19 protein-coding genes and 1 pseudogene are annotated in these 20,914 nt (G+C 70.6%); 7 read left to right on the top strand and 13 right to left on the bottom strand.

Annotated elements, in window-relative coordinates; all coding sequences use genetic code 11:
* Positions 1-119, bottom strand: a pseudogene (locus CLM62_RS51495) (polysaccharide deacetylase family protein); the annotation flags it as partial.
* A 346-nt stretch (positions 120-465) separates the two neighbouring features.
* On the opposite strand from CLM62_RS51495, the gene CLM62_RS15610 reads away from it, so the two are divergent.
* Positions 466-927 (top strand): universal stress protein, encoded by a 462-nt coding sequence (locus tag CLM62_RS15610; protein WP_095750471.1) that lies wholly within the window; start codon positions 466-468, stop codon positions 925-927.
* A gap of 110 nt (positions 928-1,037) precedes the next feature.
* Entirely contained in the window at positions 1,038-2,453 is a 1,416-nt protein-coding gene (locus CLM62_RS15605; RefSeq protein ID WP_095750552.1) for an amino acid permease, read from the top strand.
* Between the two features lie 209 nt (positions 2,454-2,662).
* Here CLM62_RS15605 and CLM62_RS15595 read toward each other — a convergent pair whose 3' ends face one another.
* A complete protein-coding gene (locus CLM62_RS15595) occupies positions 2,663-3,814 on the bottom strand; it encodes a CapA family protein (RefSeq protein ID WP_095750469.1) in 1,152 nt (383 codons plus the stop codon).
* A gap of 212 nt (positions 3,815-4,026) precedes the next feature.
* On the opposite strand from CLM62_RS15595, the gene CLM62_RS15590 reads away from it, so the two are divergent.
* The 3 genes from CLM62_RS15590 (at position 4,027) to CLM62_RS15580 (ending at position 6,051) form a co-directional block, all read left to right on the top strand.
* Entirely contained in the window at positions 4,027-4,575 is a 549-nt protein-coding gene (locus CLM62_RS15590) for a sigma-70 family RNA polymerase sigma factor (RefSeq protein WP_095750468.1), read from the top strand.
* 147 nt (positions 4,576-4,722) lie between these two features.
* Positions 4,723-5,238, top strand: a complete 516-nt coding sequence (locus CLM62_RS15585) for a hypothetical protein (RefSeq protein WP_095750467.1) — start codon at positions 4,723-4,725, stop codon at positions 5,236-5,238.
* A 162-nt stretch (positions 5,239-5,400) separates the two neighbouring features.
* On the top strand, positions 5,401-6,051 hold the full coding sequence (locus CLM62_RS15580; protein WP_095750466.1) for a zf-HC2 domain-containing protein: 651 nt from the start codon (positions 5,401-5,403) through the stop codon (positions 6,049-6,051).
* A gap of 46 nt (positions 6,052-6,097) precedes the next feature.
* Here the strand turns inward: CLM62_RS15580 and CLM62_RS15575 are convergent, their stop codons facing one another.
* The 3 genes from CLM62_RS15575 to CLM62_RS15565 form a co-directional block, all read right to left on the bottom strand.
* The gene (locus CLM62_RS15575; RefSeq protein ID WP_095750465.1) at positions 6,098-6,961 is read right to left on the bottom strand and encodes an Fpg/Nei family DNA glycosylase; all 864 of its coding nucleotides are present in this window, start codon (positions 6,959-6,961) and stop codon (positions 6,098-6,100) included.
* 36 nt (positions 6,962-6,997) lie between these two features.
* Complete coding sequence (locus CLM62_RS15570) at positions 6,998-9,064, bottom strand: SpoIIE family protein phosphatase (RefSeq protein ID WP_095750464.1); 2,067 nt, start codon at positions 9,062-9,064, stop codon at positions 6,998-7,000.
* A 77-nt stretch (positions 9,065-9,141) separates the two neighbouring features.
* Positions 9,142-10,428, bottom strand: a complete 1,287-nt coding sequence (locus tag CLM62_RS15565) for a DUF6777 domain-containing protein (RefSeq protein ID WP_095750463.1) — start codon at positions 10,426-10,428, stop codon at positions 9,142-9,144.
* 135 nt (positions 10,429-10,563) lie between these two features.
* Here CLM62_RS15565 and CLM62_RS15560 point away from each other — a divergent pair, with 135 nt between their 5' ends.
* On the top strand, positions 10,564-11,985 hold the full coding sequence (locus tag CLM62_RS15560) for a lipase maturation factor family protein (RefSeq protein WP_095750462.1): 1,422 nt from the start codon (positions 10,564-10,566) through the stop codon (positions 11,983-11,985).
* Here CLM62_RS15560 and CLM62_RS15555 read toward each other — a convergent pair.
* From CLM62_RS15555 to CLM62_RS15520, 8 genes are read right to left on the bottom strand one after another with little or no spacing between them, the layout of a single operon-like run.
* Positions 11,973-12,797, bottom strand: coding sequence for an amidohydrolase (locus tag CLM62_RS15555; protein WP_095750461.1), 825 nt, complete (start codon positions 12,795-12,797; stop codon positions 11,973-11,975). The genes CLM62_RS15560 and CLM62_RS15555 overlap by 13 nt on opposite strands.
* Positions 12,794-13,108: an L-rhamnose mutarotase gene (locus tag CLM62_RS15550; protein ID WP_095750460.1), complete on the bottom strand. Its 315-nt coding sequence runs from the start codon at positions 13,106-13,108 to the stop codon at positions 12,794-12,796. Before CLM62_RS15550 ends, CLM62_RS15555 begins: the two co-directional genes overlap by 4 nt.
* On the bottom strand, positions 13,105-14,115 hold the full coding sequence (locus CLM62_RS15545; protein ID WP_095750459.1) for an aldo/keto reductase: 1,011 nt from the start codon (positions 14,113-14,115) through the stop codon (positions 13,105-13,107). The genes CLM62_RS15550 and CLM62_RS15545 overlap by 4 nt, the downstream gene beginning before the upstream one ends.
* On the bottom strand, positions 14,112-14,867 hold the full coding sequence (locus CLM62_RS15540; protein WP_095750458.1) for an SDR family NAD(P)-dependent oxidoreductase: 756 nt from the start codon (positions 14,865-14,867) through the stop codon (positions 14,112-14,114). Before CLM62_RS15540 ends, CLM62_RS15545 begins: the two co-directional genes overlap by 4 nt.
* Positions 14,864-16,246, bottom strand: coding sequence for an L-fuconate dehydratase (locus CLM62_RS15535; protein WP_257003859.1), 1,383 nt, complete (start codon positions 16,244-16,246; stop codon positions 14,864-14,866). Before CLM62_RS15535 ends, CLM62_RS15540 begins: the two co-directional genes overlap by 4 nt.
* Before the next feature lie 36 nt (positions 16,247-16,282).
* Positions 16,283-17,311 (bottom strand): ABC transporter permease, encoded by a 1,029-nt coding sequence (locus tag CLM62_RS15530; protein ID WP_095750457.1) that lies wholly within the window; start codon positions 17,309-17,311, stop codon positions 16,283-16,285.
* Entirely contained in the window at positions 17,304-18,902 is a 1,599-nt protein-coding gene (locus tag CLM62_RS15525) for a sugar ABC transporter ATP-binding protein (protein WP_095750456.1), read from the bottom strand. The genes CLM62_RS15530 and CLM62_RS15525 overlap by 8 nt, the downstream gene beginning before the upstream one ends.
* Positions 18,899-19,972, bottom strand: coding sequence for a sugar ABC transporter substrate-binding protein (locus CLM62_RS15520; protein ID WP_095750455.1), 1,074 nt, complete (start codon positions 19,970-19,972; stop codon positions 18,899-18,901). The genes CLM62_RS15525 and CLM62_RS15520 overlap by 4 nt, the downstream gene beginning before the upstream one ends.
* Before the next feature lie 164 nt (positions 19,973-20,136).
* Here CLM62_RS15520 and CLM62_RS15515 point away from each other — a divergent pair, with 164 nt between their 5' ends.
* On the top strand, positions 20,137-20,838 hold the full coding sequence (locus tag CLM62_RS15515) for a FadR/GntR family transcriptional regulator (RefSeq protein WP_095750454.1): 702 nt from the start codon (positions 20,137-20,139) through the stop codon (positions 20,836-20,838).
* The last annotated feature ends 76 nt before the right edge of the window (positions 20,839-20,914 follow it).

The following is a 20,914-nucleotide window of genomic DNA, read 5'->3' as shown; positions in this document are numbered from 1 at the left end:
TCGCCGTCCGAGCCCGGCGACAGCAGACCGGCCGTGCCGACCGCCCCGACGGCGGCGGCGCCGGCGAGCAGCGCCCCGCGCCGGGTGAACAGCCGTGTGAGCAACTGATCCTTCGTCATGACTCATCACTCGCCCACGACGGCCCCGACGCACCGCAACGACACCGGGGCGGCTGTACGAAAGCACCCTTACGGCCCAGCGTTTCGGAGCAGCGGCGGGGCACCGGCGGGAAGGGCGACGACCCACCGATCGGTGCCAGACCTGTCCGGGCGGGTCCGCGTGGAGGTTCACCGGCCCCGGCCCCGTCCCCTCCGGCGAGGCCGAGCGCCGAGAGCGACGGCAGGCCTTCGGTGCCGGCCGACCGATGCCCGCCTTCGGGTGCCCGTTTCCCCGGAGTTTGCGCAGGCGATGGTCGAGTGATCCCGCACTCCGGTGCGACCTGGGATTTCGGATAGCCTCCCAGCCGTGACGGAACAGCACTCGCACCAGTTCGAACGGGGCACGGACGGCCCCAAGGTCATCGTGGTCGGCGTGGACGGCTCCGACTCCTCGGTCCGCGCGGCGGCATATGCCTCCGGCTTGGCCCGGCGCCAGCACGCGCTGCTCGCCATCGTCTACGTGCAGCCGGTGCTGGCGGCGGGCGCGGCGGTCGGGGCGCCGGTCACCGAGACGACGGACGCGATCGCCGAGGACCTGGTGGCGCAGATCTGGGAGGCGACCGAACACAACAAGGGGATATTCGACATGCGCTGGGAGTTCCACACCTTCCGCGGCGACCCCTACAACGGCCTGGTGAAGGCCGCGGACCAACTGAAGGCGGACGCGGTCGTGGTGGGCGCCTCGGAGCAGGCCGGCCATCGGATCGTCGGCTCGGTCGCGGTACGGCTGGTGAAGGCGGGGCGGTGGCCGGTGACCGTGGTGCCGTAACCACGCGGAGGAGTTGTGTGGTGAGTTGTGTGCTGCCTTTCGCCACGGGCGTCACTGCGCCATCATGAGCCGCCAGTCAGCCGTTTGCCGAACACAAAGAGGTGACGGGCATGGCCGGACTCCGCGCGGGCGAGGGGATTCTCCGCCGCAAACCCATCGAACACATTGAAGAGACGGAGGTCGGCGCGGGCGCACGGCTCGACCGGTCGCTCGGGCTGTGGCAGCTGACCGCGATCGGTGTGGGCGGCATCATCGGCGCCGGAATCTTCACGCTCGCCGGCACGGTGGCCAATGGCACAGCGGGCCCCGCGGTCCTCGTCTCCTTCCTCGTCGCCGGCGTCGCGAGCGCCGCTGCCGCCCTGTCGTACGCCGAGTTCGCGGGGCTCATCCCGAAGGCCGGTTCCGCCTACACGTACGGATACGCGGTGCTCGGCGAGCTCGCGGGCTGGTTCATCGGCTGGGACCTGCTGCTGGAGTACACGGCGATCGTGGCGGTGGTCGCGATCGGCATCTCCGGCTACTTCAGCTTCCTCGTCGGCGAGATGGGCGCCGATCTGCCGAACTGGATGCTGGGCGCGCCGGGCACCGGAGACGGGCACAAGGTCGACCTGTTCGCGGCCGTGCTGTGCCTGCTGATCGCGTATCTGCTCACCCTCGGCATCAAGAACGCGGCCCGCTTCGAGACGGTCGTGGTCGTGCTGAAGGTGCTGGTCGTGCTGCTGGTGATCGCCGTCGGCGTGTTCCACATCGACACGGCGAACTACAACCCGTTCTTCCCGTACGGGGTCGGCGGGGCGTTCACCGGTGCGGCGACCGTGTTCTTCGCGGTCTTCGGCTACGACGCCATGTCGACGGCGGCCGAGGAGTCGAAGGACGCGCAGCGGCACATGCCGAAGGCGATCATCTACTCCCTGGCCATCTCGATGGTGCTGTACGTGGCCGCCTGCCTGGTCCTGACGGGCATGCAGAACTACCCGGACATCGACAAGGAGAGCGGCTTCTCGACGGCGTTCAAGTCGGTGGGACTCGGCGGACTGGCGGACGTGATCGCGGTGGGCGCGATCATCGGGATCCTCACGGTCATGTTCACGTTCATGCTGGGCGTCACCCGTGTCTGGTTCTCCATGTCCCGTGACGGGCTGCTGCCGAAGTGGTTCGCCAAGACGCACCCGACCCGGCACGTGCCGACGCGGGTGACCTGGATCGTCGGGGTCGCGTCGGCCGTGATCGCCGGGTTCCTGCCGATCGGCGAGGCGGCCGAGCTCACCAACATCGGCATCCTGCTGGCGTTCGTGGTGGTGTGCGTGGCGGTGATCGTGCTGCGCTACCGGCAGCCGGAGCTGCCGCGCACCTTCCGCACACCGTGGATGCCGGTCGTGCCGGCGGTAGGGGTCGGCTTCTCGATCTGGCTCATCACCTACCTGCAGTGGCAGACCTGGGTGCGGTTCGCCGTGTGGTTCGCGCTCGGGCTGGTGATCTACTTCGGCTACTCGTACCGGCGGTCGGCGCTGGCAGAACGGCCCTAGGCCCTGTCGTCACATTCCCGTCGTCCGCCCGAAGGGCGGGCCCCGCAGCGTCAGGTGCGTGCTCTCGGCGTGCCGGGCGCAGGCCCTCGTACTGGTCGTACGTGGGCCTGTGCCCGGTGCGGCGAGAGTGCGTGCATGGCGTCGCGGGGCAGGCGGGAATTTGACGACAGGGCCTAGGCCACCCGATGGGGACACACCGGGCCGAGTCGCTACCGGCCCATCACGAGCCCGTCCTGTGCCGCGCCCCGGCTGAGGACCACGTCCCGGATCCGGTCGCGTACGGCGCGCACGTCGGCGCCCGCGGCGAGCGCCTGGTTGAGGTTCACCGCCCGGCCCGCGTCGATGTCGAACAACTGCGGCACGAACTCGGCCCGGGTCACCTTCCAGCGCTCCCCCGGCCGGGCGGGCGGGGCGAAGGTGAAGCGGCCGAGGGTGGACTGGTTGCCGCGCCGGTCCTGCACCCGCTGGTGGTTGAACATCTCACCGGCGATCTGGTCGCCCATTCCGTAGATCACCCAGGTGCCGTTGACCTTCTCGTAAGCCTGCGGGACATGCGCGTGGGTGCCGAGGATGAGGTCGATGTCGGGGCGGTGGCCGGTGCGCGCGGCCGTGAGCCGCTGGGCCAGGGTCAGTTGCCGCTCGTCGGGTGCGTCCTGCCATTCGGTGCCCCAGTGCAGGGACACGACGACCACGTCGGCGCCCGCCGCGCGGGCCGCCCGGGCGTCCGCGACGATCTTGTTCTCGTCGATGAGGTTGACGGCCCAGGGCTGTCCCTGCGGGAGCGGGAAGCCGTTCGTGCCGTACGTGTACGCGAGGTGGGCGACGTTCGCCTCGCCCGCGCGCAGGATGGTGGGCACGCGCGCCTCTTCCTCGGTGCGCGCCGTGCCGGCGTGCCGTACGCCCGCCCGGTCGAGGGCGTCCAGCGTGCGACCGATGCCGGCGGCGCCGTCGTCGAGGCTGTGGTTGGAGGCGGTGGAGCAGCCGTCGTAGCCGGTGGCGGCCAGGCCCTTGGCCACCTCGGGCGGGGACTTGAAGGTGGGGTAGCCGGTGTAGCGGCCGTTCTCGCCGTAGACCGTCTCCATGTGACACAGCGCCAGATCGGCACGGGAGACGACCGGCTTGACACCGGCGAGCATCGGGCGGAAGTCGTGGCCTTTGCCGCCCGCGTCGAAGCGCGCACGCTCGATGATCGAGCTGTGCGGGAGGACGTCGCCGGAGGCGACGAGCGTGAACCCGGGGGTGTTGGTCGGCGCGGGATGTCCGGCCGGACCGGACGGCTCCTGACCCTCGGCCTGGCAGGCGGCGCCCGCTGCGAGCAGGGCCGTGAGGGCCAGGGCAACCTGTCGTCTGCGTGCAATCATCAGCTCACCCCATTGAGATCATATTTACTCATAAATAGGTACGAAGCTGAACGTGCCCGCAAACGGTCTTCCTGCCCTCTTAGCCCGTCCGGAGCGCGTGAACGACGCGGAATGGACCGTTCATCGAACCGTTCGTCGACGCGATCGACCGTCCGCCGCAGAGCCGCGCTCCCACCCTGGCCGGAATCGGTCCCCTGATGTGCCATACGGCCATGACGGCCGGAACCACCCTCACCAACGGGACGACGACCGCCGAGCACGAGCTCGCCGCACTGCAGCGGGAGCACGGCCGGCCCCTCTTCGCGCTGCTGCTCCGGCTCTGCGACGGTGACCGACAGCGCGCCGAGGACCTCGTACAGGAGACGCTGGTGCGCGCCTGGCAGCATCCCGAAGCCCTGCGCGCCGACGACTTCGAGTCCGTACGGCCGTGGCTGCTGACCGTGGGACGGCGGCTGGCGATCGACGCGCGCCGGGCCCGGCAGGCGCGGCCGCCGGAGGTCGGCGACGCGATCCTGGAGAACGCCCGGGTGTGCGCCGACCACGCCGAGCGGGCCGCCGCCACCCTCGATGTGCGCGAAGCTGTGAAGACACTCACTCCGGAGCACCGTGAAGTCCTGGTGCTGGTGTATTTCCAGGGGGCGAGTGTGGCGGAGGCCGCGGAGGCCCTCGGGATTCCGCCCGGTACCGTGAAGTCCCGCGCGTACTACGCGTTGCGCGCCCTGCGCCGGGTGCTACCGGGATACGCGGCCGACCTGCGCTGAAACCAATGGCTGAGTCAAACCTCCGTAAAGCGCCTTGCCGCTGACCCCGGTTGAGTAATCGGCTGTCCTCATCCGTGTTCCGAATGGGGCAGGGCCCCAGGGCCCGGTATCGGGTGACGCGCACGCACCGGAGGAAGGCAGGAAGGGATGCTGCACAGAGGTCACGAGAGCACGGACGGCGCCGGCGGCGGCGAACTGACCGTCCCCATGGCGTGGTTGTACGCCGAGTACATCGCCGACGAGCTGCTGCGGTCCGGCGATCTGATGCCGCCGACGTCCTTCGAGTTCCGCGCGGGGCGGGACGCCCTGGCGCTGACCATCTTCCTCTCCGACACCGACGGCGAGCTCTCCGGCATCCAGGTCGTCTCCCAGCTGGAGACCTGGCTGTCGCTGACCGCCTACGACCAGCCGTGGCAGGACTGGGTGTGCGAACGCATGGCCCAGCTCACCGCCGAGACGCTCGCCTCCGAGGCCCCCGCGCCCGACCTGGCGCTGGCCGAGGCGGCCTGGCGCTGGCTGGAGGAGACCGAGCTGCTCGCCCCGGACCTGAACGCGGTGCCGGGCGGCGCCGCGATGATCGGCGAGGACGAGGGGCCCAAGGTGTGGACGCCGGCCTGGCAGCTGGGGTTGCCCCTGGGACACCTCGCCATCCATCTTTTCTAGATTCGTTTCGACTCGGACCAATCCTCGGGTCCGGCCGCTCCGAACCCCTTGGTTACGATTCTGTATGGGGCTTGAGTGATTCGGCTGGCTGGTCCGTACCGGTGGGAGCAAGGCGTAAACCGGAGTAACCCCCACCCGCACCCAACGGCACGAGGATTCGGCATGAGGTCCCTGGAGAGGCATCGCGACGTCGGCGCGTACGCGCTCGGCGTGCTGGACGAGGCGGACGCCTTCCGCTTCGAGGACCACCTCATGGAGTGCCCCCGCTGTGCGGCACACGTGACCGAATTCGGCCCCACCACCCGGCAGTTGATGCTGTACCGCCGGGCGACGCCGCGTGTGGTGCACCCCATGGCGCAGCCCGGCCCGAGGCTGCTGGACCGGCTGCTCGGCGAGGTGTCGGCGCGGCACCGGGCGCGGCGCAGACGGCTGTGGTATGCCGTGGCCGCGTCGGTGGTCTTCGCCGTGGCCGGATCCGGGATCGCGATGACGATGGAGGGCGGCAAGGAGCCCGTGCGGATCACCGCGACGGACGAGCGGTCGGGCGTATGGGCGCAGGTCACCACCGAGGACGAGGCCTGGGGCAGCGAGGTGCAGCTCAAGGTCAAGGACGGGGCCGGTCCCCGCGCCTGCCGGCTCATCGCCATCGGCCACGACGGCTCGGAGCAGACGGTGACCAACTGGAACGTGCCCCACCACGACGCCCGGGAGAACACCATGCACGGCAGTTCGGCCATGCATGCCGACCAGATCGCCCGCTACGAACTCCGCACGGTCGACGGGGAGCATCTGGTGACGCTGGAGTCCCGCTAGCGTGCTCGTGCTGGTCACCTACCTCGTGGGCAGCCGGAGCCGGTGACTACTTCAGCAACCTCGACAACCTCCGGTCCGCCAGCGGCTTCCCACCCGTTTGGCAGGTCGGGCAGTACTGCAGCGAGGAGTCGCTGAAGGAGACCTCGCGGATGGTGTCGCCGCACACCGGGCAGGGTTCGCCGGTACGGCCGTGGACGCGCAGGCCGCTCTTCTTCTCGGCCTTGAGGCGGCCGGCGGCGACGCCACGGGACCGCTCGATCGCCTCGGTGAGCGTCGTGCGCAGGGCTTCGTAGAGGGTGTGGGTCTCCTGCGGGGTGAGGGAAGCCGCGAGTTTGAAGGGGGACATCTTCGCGGCGTGCAGGATCTCGTCGCTGTAGGCGTTGCCGACGCCCGCGATCAGGGACTGGTCCCGCAGGGCGCCCTTGAGTTGCCGGCGTTCACCGGCGAGGAGGGCGGCGAAGCGCTCCTCGCCGAAGTCGTCGGCGAGCGGGTCGGGGCCGAGGCGGGCCACGCCCGGGACCTCCTGGGGGTCGTGGACTACGTAGACCGCGAGGCGCTTCTGGGTGCCCGCCTCGGTCAGGTCGAAGCCCGCGCCGGTCTCCAGGGCCACGCGCAGCGCGAGGGGGCCCTTGCCGGGGCGGGGCGGGCCGTCGGGGAGCTTGTCCTTCCAGTGCAGCCAGCCCGCGCGCGCCAGGTGGGTCACGAAGTGCGGGCCGCCGTCCGTGGCGAGGTCGAGGAACTTGCCGTACCGGCGCACGGCGATGACCTCGTGGCCCTCGAGGGCGGTGAGCGGAGGGTCGTACGTCTTCAGGACACTGATCGCGACGGGCAGCACCCGGACGATCTCGTGTCCGACCAGGTGCTCGGTCAGGAAGTCCTTGAGCGCTTCCACCTCGGGGAGTTCCGGCATACGTCCAGAGTGCCACCGGAGACTCCCGGCATCAGCTCAGGTCACCACGAACTCGCACCACACGCACTTGCCGCCGCCCCGCGCCTCCACGCCCCACACGTCGGTGAGCAGGTCGACCAGGAGCAGGCCCCGGCCGGAGACCCCCGACTCCCCCGCCTCGCGGCGGCGTGGCAGGGCGCTGGAGGCGTCCTCGACTTCGACGCGCAGCCGGCGGTCGCTGCCGGTGAGGGCCCGCAGGGTGACGACGGCGGAGCCCTCGGTGTGCATGAGGGCGTTGGTGATCAGCTCGTCGGCGACCAGTTCGATCTCGTCGGCGCGGTCGCGGGCGCCCCAGGCGGTGACCGCGGCGCGGATCATGTGGCGGGCCCCGGCGAGGGCCTCGGGGTCGCCGGGTGCCACGTGCTGCTGGAGCCGGCCACCGGACCGCGGCCTGTCCAGGCCGCGGCGGCGCAGCAGGAGCAGAGCCACGTCGTCGTCGCCGCCGCGCTCCTCGGCCACGTCGATGAGGCAGTCGGCGAGGTCCCGTACGTCGTCCGGGCCGGCGGCGACGAGGGCCGTGAGGGTCCGCATGCCGTCGTCGAGGTCGGCGCCGGGCTGTTCGACCAGACCGTCGGTGCACAGCATCAGGGTGTGACCGGGGTCCAGTTCGAGGGTGGCGACGGGGTATTCGAGACGTCCGAACTCGGCGGACAGGCCGAGCGGCAGACCGCCCTCGAGAAAGACACGGCGGCAGCTTCCGTCGGGGTGGCGGACCAGCGGGTCGATGTGGCCGGCCCGGACCACCTGGACCACTCCGGTGGACAGGTCGGCCTCCGCGTACAGGCAGGTCGCGAAGCGGTCGGTGTCGAGTTCGTGGAGGAAGACGGAGGCACGGGCCATCACCGTGGCGGGGGTGTGGCCCTCGGCGGCGTAGGCCCTCAGGACGATGCGCAGTTGGCCCATGACCGCGGCGGCGTGCGTGTCGTGGCCCTGGACGTCGCCGATGACGGCGCCGACGCGGCCGCCCGGCAGCGGGATCAGGTCGTACCAGTCACCGCCGATGTCCCGGCCGAGCGAGGCGGAACGGTAGCGGACGGCGACGTCGGCGCCCGGGACGCTGGGGATGGTGCGCGGCAGCATGGCCTGCTGGAGGCCGGTCGCGAGGTCCTTGTCCTGCTCGTAGAGCATGGCCCGCATGAGGCTCTGCGCGATGCTGCTGCCGAGGGCGATGAGAACATTGCGGTCCTCGGGCGAGAAGCCTCGCCGGTCGCTGTAGAGCAGGCCCATGGCGCCGATCGGACGGGCCTCGGCGATGAGCGGCAGATAGGCGGCCGAGGTGATGTCCAGGCCGGTGATGTGCGGCCAGAGCACCGGGTACCGCTCGGCGAACTCCTCCGGCGACTCGATGAAGCGCGGGCTGAGCGTGCGGACGACCTCGCTCATCGGGTAGGGCTCGTCGATCCGGGTCACGCGGGTGCCGGGCACGAAGCTGCCGTCCGGGCCGTCGGCGACCAGCCGGATGCGGCCCGCCTCGACCAGGCCCATGACGAGGCTGGTGGCGCCCAGGCGGGTGAGTCCGTGGGTGTCCTTGAGGACGTCGATGACGTCGTCCACGGTGCGGGCGTGGGCGAGGGCGGCGGTGGTGAGCTGGACGACGTTGGTCTGCCGGCGGCGGGCCTCGTCCTGGGCGGCCTGGTCGCGGCGCGCCTCGATCTCACCGATCTCCTGGGTGGCGTCGCGGACGATGCCGATGATCCGGCGGGGGCGTCCCGTCTCGTCGCGTCGGATGTAGCCCTGGGTGTGGGTCCAGCGCAGGGTGCCGTCGCGGCAGCGGAGCCGGAAGTAGGTGCCGTAGTTCTCGCTGCCGTCCTTGATGGCGTGGGCGACGAGGGCGTCGAGCCGGTGGGCCTCCGCGCGTGGGAACCGCACGGACAGGGTCTCGGGGTACCCGTCGTATTCGTCGGGGCGCATGTCGAAGACTTCATGGGCCTGGGCGTCCATGTGGAACAGACCGGTGTCCAGGTCCCAGTCGAAGCTGCCCATGCGGTTGAGCGCCAGGATCGGATCCGGGTGGGCGGGCCAGTCGTCCGGGAGTGACAGGGCGCTCGCTCCCCGATCAACCATGGGGCCACCTTCCCAGGAGTCGGCCGATTATTCGACCGGGAGACGGACCGGTATACGACCGGTGAAGCGTGCCGACGTCAGACGCTGTCCGTGCCGGCCGGGTCGTCGGCGTCGGGGATCAGGCCGCCGCCGTCGGGCAGGTCGGGGGTTTCCGGCACGGACTCGGGGCCGGTCGCGTCCGAGGGGTTGGGGAGGGCGTCGGGCTCGGTGGGCTTTTCGGCGGTGGGCTCCTCGGTGGGCTCCTCGGGGACCGTCGTCCCGACGTCGGGCTCGGTCGTGGGGGGTGTGGGCGTGGCGGTGGCCGTGGCCGTGGCCGTGGGGCAGTCGGTCGGCTCGTCCGTCGGCGTGTCGATCGGCGTGTCCGTCGGCATGTCCGTCGGCATGTCTGTCGCCATGTCCGTCGGCGTGTCGATCGGCGTGCCCTCGGTGACGCCCGGCGTACCAGTGACGGTCGGGGTCACGCAGTCGGTCGCGCCCGGGGAAGCCCTCTCATCGCTCCCGTCCGCAGGAGACACGCCGCCCTCGCCCGACAAGGTGCCCGACAAGGCGCTGGACGCGCCCCCATCCGGGGACGGAGCAGGCTCCGGCTCCGACGCCACCGCGTCCGGCGCGGGCACGCTGCGGTCGTGCCGTGCGTCATGGCCGATCCGCCGCTCGATCCAGGTGTGGTCGACGCTGTCGATGATCGTGATGTTGGTGATCACCTGCACGGTCGGTGCCACCACGACCACCCGCATGGGCCGGAAGCCGACCCAGGGGCGGCCGTGAGTGCCGGGGCTGCCCCGCATCACCACCGGCGGCTTCAGCGGGTTGCCGCACGCGCAGCGGACGCGCGGCACCCCCCGGTTGTCGACGAGGACGGCCGTGCCCGCCTGGAGGACGGCCTGGTAGGTGGTCACGTGTCCGTCGCGGAAGCCGTGGTTGGTGACCCGGGTGTCGGCGCGCAGCTCGACCGGGGCCAGACCACGCAGGTAGTCCGGGACCGAGGCCTGGGAGACACCCGCGACCTGGGCGAAGGCACGGGCCTTGGCCGGGTCGGCACGCAGGTGGCCGATCTGACGTTCGACGTCACAGCTGCCGACCCGCTCTTCGCCGCCGTAGAGGCCGGGCATCCCGCCGGACACGGATCGCACCACGGTCGGCTCCGGCGGCGCCGGTTGCGGCGTTCGGGTGACCGGAGACGGCGTGGCCGTCGAGGTCGCGGTGGAGTCCGTGAAGGGGTCCGGCCCCGGGTCCGCTACCGGTTGGAGGACGAGCTCCCCGCTCGACTTCGTGTCCTCGTCCCCGTCGCCGCCGCAGCCGGCGACGATGAGCGCCGCCGAGAGCGCGCAGGCCGCGACGAGGGTTCCGGTGGGTGTCCGCACCACACTCTCCCGTCCATCCCGGGCAGTTCGTCACTATTGTCTGCTTCGCTCGCTTGGGTTACGCAAGCGGAAGGGAGGTACACGCACAGTCACGTAGGGTTCCGGCGCGAGAATGGAGACGAGGAGCGCACGGCCATGGATTGGTTCACCGCATCCGACTACTGGATGAGCCGGCTGGTCTTCCAGCGGGCTCTGGCCGCCGTGTACCTCGTGGCGTTCCTGACGGCGGCGCTGCAGTTCCGCGCGCTGATCGGCGAGCGCGGGATGCTGCCCGTGCCCCGGTTCGTCGAGCGGGTGCCCTTCAAACGGGCGCCCAGCCTCTTCCACCTCCACTACTCGGATCGCTTCTTCGCGGTCTGCGCCTGGGCGGGCTGCGCGGTGTCGGCGGCACTGCTCGCGGGGCTCGACTCCCTACTTCCCTTGTGGGGCGGGATGTTGCTCTGGCTGGTGCCGTGGGTGCTGTACCTGTCGATCGTGAACGTCGGCCAGACCTGGTACGGCTTCGGCTGGGAGTCCCTGCTCCTGGAGGTCGGCTTCCTCGCGGTATTCCTGGGCAACGACGAAGTGGCTCCGCCGATCCTGGTCCTGTTCCTGCTGCGCTGGATCCTGTTCCGTGTCGAGTTCGGCGCGGGTCTGATCAAGATGCGTGGCGACGAGTGCTGGCGGAAGCTGACCTGCCTCGACCACCACCACGAGACACAGCCGATGCCGGGGCCGCTCAGCTGGTACTTCCACCATCTGCCCAGGCCCCTGCACCGGGTGGAGGTGGCCGCCAACCACTTCACCCAACTCGTGGTGCCGATCCTCCTCTTCACCCCGCAGCCGATCGCCACGGCCGCCGCGTCGCTGATGATCGTCACCCAGCTGTGGCTGGTGCTGTCGGGCAACTTCTCCTGGCTGAACTGGATCACCATCGTGCTGGCCCTGTCGGCGGTGGAGTTCCCGAGTGATCCGCCGTCGGTGCCCAACGCGCCGCTCTGGTACGAGGTCGTGGTCCTCGCGGTCGCCGCGCTGCTCGTGGCGCTCAGTTACCAGCCGGTCCGCAACATGATCTCCCGCCGCCAGGTCATGAACCGCTCCTTCGACCCGCTCCATCTGGTCAACACCTACGGCGCGTTCGGCAGCGTCAGCCGGGTCCGCTACGAGGTGATCGTCGAGGGCACGGCCGACGACGTACCGCGCGAGGACTCGGACTGGCGGGAGTACGAGTTCAAGGGCAAGCCGGGTGATCCCCGGCACTGGCCGCGCCAGTTCGCGCCCTATCATCTGCGGCTCGACTGGATGATGTGGTTCGCCGCGCTGTCGCCCGCCTACGCCGGGTCGTGGTTCGGCGCCCTGGTGGAGCGACTGCTGGAGAACGACCGCGACACGCTGAAGCTGCTGCGCCGCTCGCCGTTCCCGCCCGACGCGCCACCCCGCTTCGTCCGCGCCCGCCTCTTCCGCTACCGGTACACGACCTGGCGTGAGCTGCGGGAGACGGGTGCGTGCTGGGAGCGGACGTATGTGCGGGAGTATCTGCCGCCGACGCGGCTGATGGAGGAGGCTCAGAGGTCGTAGACGCGCGTGGCGGTGGCCCCGAAGATCTGGGTGCGTTCGTGTCCGCTGGTCAACTGGTGTGCGACGTCGAGTACTTCGCCGTACGTCGCCGCGAGCGTGCACACCGGCCAGTCCGAGCCGAACATCAGGCGGTCAGGGCCGAAGGCGTCCAGCACGACGTCGGCGTAGGGGCGCAGGTCGTCGATCGTCCAAGACGCGAGGTCGGCTGCGGTGACCATGCCGGAGACCTTGCAGACCGTGTTGGGGAGGGCGGCGAAGGCCCGGAGATCGGACGCCCAGGGTTCGAGCGTGCCGGAGGCTATGGGCGGCTTGCCCAAGTGGTCGAGGACGAAGGTGAGCTCGGGCAGCGAGGCCGCCGCCTTGATGCAGGCCGGAAGCTGGTGGGGCAGCACGACCAGGTCGTGGACCAGCCCGGCGTCGGCGACGGCGGTCAGGCCACGGCGTACGTCCGGACGCAGCAGCCACTCCGGATCCGGCTCGCCCTGGACCTGGTGCCGGATGCCCTTGAGATACCGCCCGCCGGGCAGTTCCCGCAGCCGGGCCAGTTCGTCGGGCACGTCGGGGCGGGTCAGGTCGGTCCAGCCGACGACGCCCGCGATCAGCTCGTGCTCGGCGGCCAGGGCCAGGAACTCCGGGGTCTCTTCGGGGACGGTGATGGTCTGGACGAGGACGGTGCGGTCGACGCCTGCCGCGCGGGCCTCGGGTGCGAGGTCTTCCACCGTGAAATCGCGTCGGAGACGGCTGTCTTCGCCGATCCAGTCCTGGTCCCGTACGGACAGGTCCCAGACGTGGTGGTGCGCGTCCACGGTCATGGCAGCTCCCATACGACGGGCAGGCCGGCGTCGGCGCCCTCGTCGGAGTAGTCGTGCACCACGTCCAGCAGCTCGGCCATCCGGGCCTGCCAGGCGACGTTGACCGGCAGTTTCTCCAGCTCGGCGAGGAGGCGGGCGTAGTCCGCGCACTCCAGGACGTGGAAGAGATCGGTGCCGCTGCGCCAGATCGTCCAGGAGGTGGCACCTGCGGCGCGGATCGCGTCGGTGAGCTCGACGGGGACCTCGCGGTGGGCGGCCTCGTACTCGTCGACGCGGTCCGCGCGGACCTTGGTGTGCAGGGCGACTCTCATGACGGCTCCTCCGACGACTCCTCTGACGGTTCCTCCGCGGGGACCGGGGCGTCGGCGCGCAGGAGGCCGCTGTCGCGCAGCTCCTGCCAGAAGGCGGCGGGGACCGTGGCCGCGAACTGGTCGGCGCAGTCGTGGACTTCGGCTGCGGAGCGGGTGCCGACGAGGACGCTCGCGACCGCTGGGTGGGCGGCGCAGAAGGCCAGAGCGGCGGCCCGCAGGGTGGTGCCGTGGCGGTCGGCGACGGACTTCAGGCGCAGGGCTCGGTCCAGCAACTCGGCGGTCGCCTGGGCGTAGTTGTACGTGGCTCCCGGTCTCGGGTCCGCCAGCAGGCCGGAGTTGAAGGCGCCGCCGACGACGACGGAGACACCACGTTCCTGCGCTTCGGGCAGCAACTCGATCAAAGCCCGCTGATCCAGCAGGGTGTAGCGGCCCGCGCACAGCACCACGTCGACGTCCGTGTCACGGACGAAGCGGGTGAGCATCTCGGACTGGTTCATGCCCGCGCCGATCGCGCCGACGACGCCCTCCGAGCGGAGCTTCTCCAGGGCCGGGTAGCCCTCCCGGAAGGCCTGTTCGGCGTGGTCGTCGGGGTCGTGGAGGTAGACGACGTCCACGCGGTCGAGGCCGAGCCGTTCGAGGCTGGCCTCCAGGGTGCGTCGTACGCCGTCGCCGCTGAAGTCCCAGACGCGGCGCTGGGTGGCGGGAACCGCGAAGCCGTTGGCCAGGTCGTCGTCGCCGTCCTGAAAGGCCTCCAGACGTCGGCCCACCTTGGTCGAGACCGTGTACCGCTTCCGGGGGTGCTCCCGCAGGGCCGCCCCGAGTCGGCGTTCGGACAGGCCGAGGCCGTAGTGCGGAGCGGTGTCGAAGTAGCGCACGCCCCGCTGCCAGGCGGCGGTCACGGCCTCGTGCGCCTGCTCCTCGCCGACCTCGGTGAAGAGGTTGCCGATCGCGGCGGCGCCGAAGGCCAGGGGACTGACCCGCACGCCGCTCCCGCCGAGCGTGTTCACTGGCCCACCGGACGCAGGCGCAGGCCCTGCATGCCGCCGTCCACGGCGAGTGAGGTGCCGGTCGTGGCGCCGGACAGCGGGCTCGCCAGATAGGCGATCGCGCCCGCGACCTCGTCCGCCGAGACAAGGCGGCCGGTGGGCTGGCGGGCCTCCAGGGCGGCACGTTCGGCGGCCGGGTCCGGGGCCTTGGACAGCAGGCGGCCGATCCACGGGGTGTCCGCCGTGCCGGGATTCACGCAGTTGACGCGGATGCCCTCGCGGACATGGTCGGCGGCCATCGCGAGGGTGAGGGAGTACACGGCGCCCTTGGTCGCGCTGTACAGCGCCCGCTGCGGGAGGCCCGCGGTGGCCGCGATGGAGGACGTGTTGACGATCGCCGCGTGCTCTGAGGCGCGCAGATGGGGCAGGGCGGCGCGGGCCACGCGGACCATGCCGACGACGTTGACGTCGAGGACGCGGTGCCACTCCTCGTCGTCGTTGTCCGCGACGGTGCCCTGGGCGCCGATGCCCGCGTTGTTGATCAGGACGTCGAGTCCGCCGAGGTCGGCGGCGGCGGCCGCCACGGCCTGGCGTACGGAGGCGTCGTCGGTGACGTCGGCCCGGTAGGCGAGCAGCGGCTTCTCGACCGACGACGGGTCCAGGTCGAGGACGGCGACCTGGGCCCCACGTGCGGCGAGGAGTTCGGCCGTCGCACGGCCGATGCCGGAGGCGCCGCCCGTCACCAGGGCCTTGAGGCCCTCGAAGTCGCTCATGCCGCCTGTCCCTTCTTGTCGGTCGTCTCGTCGGTCGTCTCGTCGGTCGTCTTGTCGGTCGTCGCGAGATCGGCTGCCCAGAAGGCGCCGTCGGGGAACGTGTACCGCGCGATGGACTCCGGCCGCATCGCCGCCGAGAAGCCCGGCGCGGTGGGTGCCGCGTAGTGACCCTCGCGGATCACCACCGGGTCGAGGAAGTGGTCGTGCAGATGGTCGACGTACTCGATGACACGGTCCTCGGTGGTGCCGGACAGCGCCAGGTAGTCGAACATCGACAGGTGTTGGACGAGTTCGCACAGGCCGACACCGCCCGCGTGCGGGCAGACGGGCACCCCGAACTTGGCCGCGAGCAGCAGGATGGCGAGGTTCTCGTTGACGCCCGCCACCCGGGCCGCGTCGATCTGGAGGATGTCGATCGCGCCGGCCTGGAGGAGCTGCTTGAAGACGATCCGGTTGTGGACGTGCTCGCCGGTGGCCACCTTGACGGGGGCCACGGCTTCGCGGATCGCCGCGTGGCCGAGCACGTCGTCGGGGCTGGTGGGCTCCTCGATCCAGTACGGGTCGAACTCGGCGAGGGCCTTGGTCCAGCGGACCGCTTCCTGGACGTCCCAGCGCTGGTTGGCGTCGATGGCCACGCGGATGTCCGGGCCGACGACCGCGCGGGCGACACGGCAGCGACGGATGTCGTCCTCGAGGTCCGCGCCGACCTTGAGCTTGATCTGCCGGAAGCCGTCGGCGACCGCCCGGGCGGCGAGCCGGGTGAGCTTGTCGTCGCTGTAGCCGAGCCAGCCGGGAGAGGTGGTGTAGGCGGGGTAGCCCTGGGCGAGCAGGTCCGCCGTGCGCTCGGCGGCGCCCTCCCGGCCCTTGCGCAGGATCTCCAGCGCCTCCTCGGGGGTGAGCGCGTCCGTCAGGTAGCGGAAGTCGATCTGTCCGACCAGCCACTCCGGCTCGGCCTCGGCGAGCAGCCGCCACAGTGGCTTTTCGGCGCGCTTGGCCGCCAGGTCCCACACGGCGTTGACCACCGCGCCGATCGCCATGTGCATCACGCCCTTCTCGGGCCCGAGCCAGCGCAGCTGACTGTCCCCGATCAGGTCCCGGAAGAGTCCACCCGGGTCCGCGCACACCTCCTCGACGGACCGTCCGACCACATGGTGGCGCAGCGCGTGGATCGCGGCGACCTGGACCTCGTTGCCCCGCCCGATGGTGAAGGTGAAGCCGTGCCCCTCCGGCCCGTCCTCGGCGTCGGTGCGCAGGACGACGTACGCGGCCGAGTAGTCGGGGTCCGGGTTCATCGCGTCGGAGCCGTCGAGCTCGCGTGACGTGGGGAATCTGATGTCGTAGGTGTCGACCGCGGTGATGCGGACGGGCGTCGGGGACACAGAGGGCCTTTCGGTCGGTGACGGGGACGAGGCGGGTCAGTCCTGGGCGCGCCCCGTCGTGACGCGGGCGATCATGAGGGCGAGCAGGATGATTCCGCCGTAGATGGCCTGGATCCAGAAGGACGGCACCTGGGCGAGGGTGAGCAGGTTCTGTACGACTCCGAGGAGGAGTACGCCGGTCAGGGCGCCGAACATGGTGCCCTTGCCGCCGTCGAGGCTGATGCCGCCGATCACCGCCGCCGCGAACACGGTGAAGATCATGTTCTGGCCCTGGTTGGCGCTGATGGCGCCCACGTAGCCGGTCTGCAGGAGCCCGCCGACGGAGGCGAGGACACCGGCGACGACGAACACGCCGAGCATCACCCGGTCGACGCGGATGCCGGCCGCGCGCGCCGCGTCCGCGTTGCCTCCGATGGCGTACAGGGCGCGTCCGACGCGGTGGTACTTGAGCACGAACCCGGCGACCGCGAAGGCGACCGCGGCGAGCCACACCGACATCGGGATGTTCAGGAAGGTGGTGGTGGCCAGCGAGTAGAAGCTGTCGGGCATGCCGAACAGCGTCTTGCCCTTGGTCGCGCCGACGAGCAGACCGCGCAGGACGATCAGCATCGCGAGCGTCACGATGAACGCGTTCAGCTTGAACTTGACGACCAGGACGCCGTTGAAGGCGCCGATCGCCGCGCCGACGACGAGTATCGAGAGGAGGGCGAGTGCGGCGGGAAACTCGGTGCCCCAGCCGGACTGGGCGGCGGGCAGCACGAGGAGCGCGCCCACGGCGGGCGCGATGCCGACGACGGATTCGAGGGACAGGTCGAACTTGCCGGTGATCAGCACCAGCGACTCGGCGAGCACGACCATCGCGAGGGCGGCGGAGGCGCCGAGGATCGAGATCAGGTTGCGTTCGGTGAGGAACGAGTCGTTGACGATGGCGCCGAGCACCATGAGCAGCAACAGGGCCGGTACGAGGGCGAGTTCGCGGGCCCGGCGCAGCAGGACGGTCCTGGCCGACCGGGCGGCCGGGGTCTGGAGCGGCGTGAGGGGCGGGGCGGCCTTGGTGTCAGCCATGGTCCACTCCTTCGATGGAGGCGATCAGCTCGTGGTCGCGCCAGCCCGCCGGGTGCTCGGCGACCACGCGGCCGTGGAAGAGGACGAGGACGCGGTCGCAGCGCCTGAGGTCGTCGAGTTCGTCGGAGACGACGAGTACGGCGGTGCCGTCCTCGCGGGCGCTGTCGACGCGGGCGAGCAGGGACTCCTTGGACTTCACGTCGACGCCCGCGGTGGGGTTGATCAGGACCAGCAGCCGTGGGTCGGAGGCGAGGGCGCGGGCCATCACGACCTTCTGGGCGTTGCCGCCGGACAGGTCGGAGACGGGCTGGTCGGGGCCTTCGGTGTGGATGTCGAGGCGGTCGATCAGCTCGGTGGCGAAGCCGCGTTTGCGGTCGGTGCCGACGAAGCCGTAGCGGCCGAGCCGGTCGAGGACGCTCAGGGTGGCGTTGTCGCCGACGGTCATGCCGACGACCAGGCCCTGGGAGTGACGGTCGCGGGGGACACAGCCGACGCCGGCGCGCAGAGCGGCCTGCACATCGCCGAACGGGAGCTGTTTTCCGTCGAGTTGAGCCGTGCCGCCGCTGGGCGTGTGCAGTCCCGTGAAGGACTCGGCCAGTTCGATCTTGCCGCTGGCACTGGATCCGGCGAGTCCGACGACCTCGCCACTGCGGACGGTCAGGTCGACGTCCTCGTACGCCTCCGAGGTGAGGCCGCGGGCGTCGAGGAGGACAGGAGCGCTGTCGTCGACGAGCCTTTCCTGTACGGCCTGGTCGGCGAGCGTCTCGATGGTCTCCCCCGCCATGGCCTCCACCAGCGCGGCCCTCGGCAGGTCGGCGACGGGGGCGGTGGTGATCCAGCGGGCGTCGCGCAGGACGGTCACGGTCTGGCACACCTCGTACACCTCCTGGAGGTGGTGCGAGATGAACAGGAAGGTGACCCCGGAGTCCTGCAGGGCGCGCATGCGGGTGAACAGGCGCTCGATCTCACGGTTGTCGAGCTGGGCGGTCGGCTCGTCGAGGACGATGAAGCGGGCGCCGAAGCTCAACGCCCGGGCGATCTCCACCATTTGCCGGTCCTCGACCTTGAGGTCGGCGGTGCGCGTCTCCGGGTCGACGTGCACGTCCCAGGTGTCGAGCAGCTCGGCGGCCTGGCTCTTGAGCCGCCGCCAGCTGATGAACCCGCGTTCGAGCGGCTGCCGGTTGATGCTGTGTTCATCCGGGGGACAACCCCCGGACCCCCGGCCGCTCCTGAACCTCGGCCTCGTTGACTTGGCAGCGTGAATTTCGGCGATGAAGAGATTCTCAGCGACCGTCAGTTCCGGGACGAGGGTGGTCCGCTGGTAGACGCAGGCGACCTTGCGGCGCCAGGCGTCCCGGTCGGCGAGCGGGGGCGCGGGTTCGCCGTCGAAGCGGACCGTGCCCTCGTCCGGGGCCTGAAGGCCGGTGAGTACGGTGACGAGGGTGGACTTGCCGGCGCCGTTGCGCCCGACGAGGGCGTGGGACTCGCCGGGCAGGACGGTGAGCCGGCCGTCGGCGAGGGCGGTGGTGGGGCCGTACCGCTTGACGATGCCCTGCGCCTCGACGAGTGGCGTGATCACTCCAGTGCTCATTCGACCGTGTTGCCCCACAGCTCGGGGTCATCCACGTTGTCCTTGGTGACCAGGGGTGCGGGCAGCTGGTCCTCGAGGATGCCGCTGGGCAGCTCGACGATCGTCGAGTCGTGGTCGGTCGGGCCCGGCTTGAACGTCTTCCCCTCCATCGCCGCCTTGATGTAGTACATGCCGTACTTGGCGTACAGGTCCGCGGGCTGCGAGACGGTGGCGTCGATCTCGCCCTTGCGGATGGCGTCGTACTCCTGCGGGATTCCGTCGTTGGAGACGATCGCGATGTGGCCCGCCTGGCCGGCCTTCTTCAGCATCCCCTTGGACTTGAGGGTCTGCAGGGTCGGGGCGAGGTAGACGCCGCCCGCCTGCATGTAGATGCCCTTGATGTCGGGGTTGGCGTTGAGGAGGGTGTCCAGCTTCGAAGCGGCGGTGTCGGACTCCCACTTGGCGGGGATCTCCAGCACCTTCAGCTTGGGAAAGTTCTTTTTCACGCAGGCGCGGAAGGCCTCGGAGCGGTCACGGCCGTTGACGGAGGCGAGGTCGCCCATGATCTGCACGACCTTGCCGGACGGTATCTGCTCGCCGAGGTACTGGCAGGCCTTCTCGCCGTACGAGACGTTGTTGGCGCGCACCACCATGGCGACCTTGCCCTTGTCCGGCGCCACGTCGACGGCGACGACCGGCACGCCCTTGCGTTCGGCCTGGTCGAGGCCGGCCTCGATGGCGGCACTGTCCAGCGGGGCGACGACCAGGCCCTTGACGCCCTGGTTGAGCTGGTTGTTGATGTCGGTGATCTGCTGGGAGGGGTCGCTGTTGGAGTTCACCGTCTTCAGCGCGTCGACCTTCTCGGACTTCGCCATCTTGGGCACGTAGTCGTTGTACGACTGCCAGAACGGCGAGGTCAGCAGGGGCAGGATCACCCCGACCTTGCCGTCACCGTCGCCTCCCGCACTGGAGGCACTCCCCGTGTCCTTGGTGCTGCCGCACGCGGCGAGCACCAGCGACGCGCCGACGGCCGTGGCCACCGTGCCGACGCTACGAAACCTGTTCCGCTTCCCCACTGTCCTGCCGGGCATCTGGCGGCTCCTCATTGAGCGTGTTCGAGCAGATGCCCGCATATTTATCAGACCACTTCCCGGGAACAACACCCTCCCGGGGCAGATTTTCGCGGTTTGAAGCCATAGTGGTCGGACCACACCGATGGTTAGACTGCGGCGCACCCGGTGAGTGGAGGAATGGCGTGGACGAGACAGCCCCGCAGAAGGGCACCGTGACACAGCGCGCCATCGAGCAGATCAAGGCGATGATCGGCGAGGGGCGGCTGGAGCCGGGCCAGCGGCTGCCCACCGAGCGCGATCTGGCCGCCCGGCTCGGCATCTCCCGCAGCTCGATGCGTGAGGCGATCCGCGCGCTCACCGTCCTGGGCGTGCTGGAGGCCCGGCACGGTTCGGGCATCTACGTCACGCAACTGGAGGCCGGCGACCTGCTGGAGACCTTCGGTGTGGTGGCCGACCTCTCGCGCGGCCCGCGTCTGGTGGAGCTGCTGGAGGTGCGCCGCATTCTGGAGTCGACGGCGACCGCGCTGGCCGCCGCCCGGATCACCCCGGACCAGCTCGCCGAGGTCGAGAAGCATCTGACGGCGATGAACGCCACGGACGACCCCGAGGAGATCCTCGCCCACGACCTGGCCTTCCACCGCGAGATCGCGACGGCCGCCGGCAACGAGACCATGGCCGCGATCCTGGACGGCCTGTCCTCCCGCACCTTCCGTGCCCGTGTCTGGCGTGGCTACCAGGAGGAGGGCGCCTTCGCCCGCACCCGCCGCGAACACGCCGCCATCCACCGCGCCCTGGTCGCCCGCGACCCGGAGGCGGCGCGGGCGGCGGCGGCCGCGCATGTGGGGGAGGTGGAGGAGTGGCTGCGCAGTCAACTCGCGCGGTAGATCAGGCGCTAGAACGGCCACACGACCTGGAGCACGCCGGGGCCGTTCTACGGGTAACCGGACGCGGGAGGGCCCG

The organism is Streptomyces sp. SA15 (assembly GCF_002291145.1).
Lineage (GTDB): Bacteria > Actinomycetota > Actinomycetes > Streptomycetales > Streptomycetaceae > Streptomyces.
Note: the sequence above shows the minus strand (reverse complement) of the source record. Positions and strands in the feature narration are given on the sequence as shown.

What these genes read in the sequence shown, in the direction of transcription:
- CLM62_RS15605 (WP_095750552.1), top strand. Translation starts at nt 1,038, where the DNA reads ATGGCCGGACTCCGCGCGGGCGAGGGGATTCTCCGCCGCAAACCCATC.
- CLM62_RS15595 (WP_095750469.1), bottom strand. Translation starts at nt 3,814, where the DNA reads ATGATTGCACGCAGACGACAGGTTGCCCTGGCCCTCACGGCCCTGCTC.
- CLM62_RS15590 (WP_095750468.1), top strand. Translation starts at nt 4,027, where the DNA reads ATGACGGCCGGAACCACCCTCACCAACGGGACGACGACCGCCGAGCAC.
- CLM62_RS15585 (WP_095750467.1), top strand. Translation starts at nt 4,723, where the DNA reads ATGCTGCACAGAGGTCACGAGAGCACGGACGGCGCCGGCGGCGGCGAA.
- CLM62_RS15580 (WP_095750466.1), top strand. Translation starts at nt 5,401, where the DNA reads ATGAGGTCCCTGGAGAGGCATCGCGACGTCGGCGCGTACGCGCTCGGC.
- CLM62_RS15575 (WP_095750465.1), bottom strand. Translation starts at nt 6,961, where the DNA reads ATGCCGGAACTCCCCGAGGTGGAAGCGCTCAAGGACTTCCTGACCGAG.
- CLM62_RS15570 (WP_095750464.1), bottom strand. Translation starts at nt 9,064, where the DNA reads ATGGTTGATCGGGGAGCGAGCGCCCTGTCACTCCCGGACGACTGGCCC.
- CLM62_RS15560 (WP_095750462.1), top strand. Translation starts at nt 10,564, where the DNA reads ATGGATTGGTTCACCGCATCCGACTACTGGATGAGCCGGCTGGTCTTC.
- CLM62_RS15555 (WP_095750461.1), bottom strand. Translation starts at nt 12,797, where the DNA reads ATGACCGTGGACGCGCACCACCACGTCTGGGACCTGTCCGTACGGGAC.
- CLM62_RS15550 (WP_095750460.1), bottom strand. Translation starts at nt 13,108, where the DNA reads ATGAGAGTCGCCCTGCACACCAAGGTCCGCGCGGACCGCGTCGACGAG.
- CLM62_RS15540 (WP_095750458.1), bottom strand. Translation starts at nt 14,867, where the DNA reads ATGAGCGACTTCGAGGGCCTCAAGGCCCTGGTGACGGGCGGCGCCTCC.
- CLM62_RS15530 (WP_095750457.1), bottom strand. Translation starts at nt 17,311, where the DNA reads ATGGCTGACACCAAGGCCGCCCCGCCCCTCACGCCGCTCCAGACCCCG.
- CLM62_RS15525 (WP_095750456.1), bottom strand. Translation starts at nt 18,902, where the DNA reads ATGAGCACTGGAGTGATCACGCCACTCGTCGAGGCGCAGGGCATCGTC.
- CLM62_RS15520 (WP_095750455.1), bottom strand. Translation starts at nt 19,972, where the DNA reads ATGCCCGGCAGGACAGTGGGGAAGCGGAACAGGTTTCGTAGCGTCGGC.